The sequence below is a fragment of the Nocardioides oceani genome, assembly GCF_030412965.1.
Lineage (GTDB): Bacteria > Actinomycetota > Actinomycetes > Propionibacteriales > Nocardioidaceae > Nocardioides > Nocardioides oceani.
This window is the reverse complement of record NZ_JAUHJQ010000289.1, coordinates 1-216: the sequence shown is the minus strand read 5'-3', so window position 1 is coordinate 216 and position 216 is coordinate 1. Positions and strand designations below refer to the sequence as shown.

General features: G+C 74.1%; 1 pseudogene. It reads left to right on the top strand.

The features are described from left to right. Positions 1–216, top strand: a pseudogene (locus QWY28_RS24100) (PASTA domain-containing protein); the annotation flags it as partial.

Genomic DNA, 216 nt, shown 5'->3' with positions numbered 1-216 from the left:
GCACTCCGACGACGTCGCCGAGGGTGACGTGATCAGCCAGGACCCGGTCGACGGCACGCTGTTCCGGGGCGACACCGTCGGGCTGGTGGTCTCGCGCGGGCCCGAGCTCGTGGAGGTCCCCAACGTGCGTGCGTCCGGCGTCGACGCGGCCCGCGAGGAGCTCGAGGCGCTCGGCTTCGACGTGGACACGCGGAAGGCCCCGGGCTACCTCGGCCT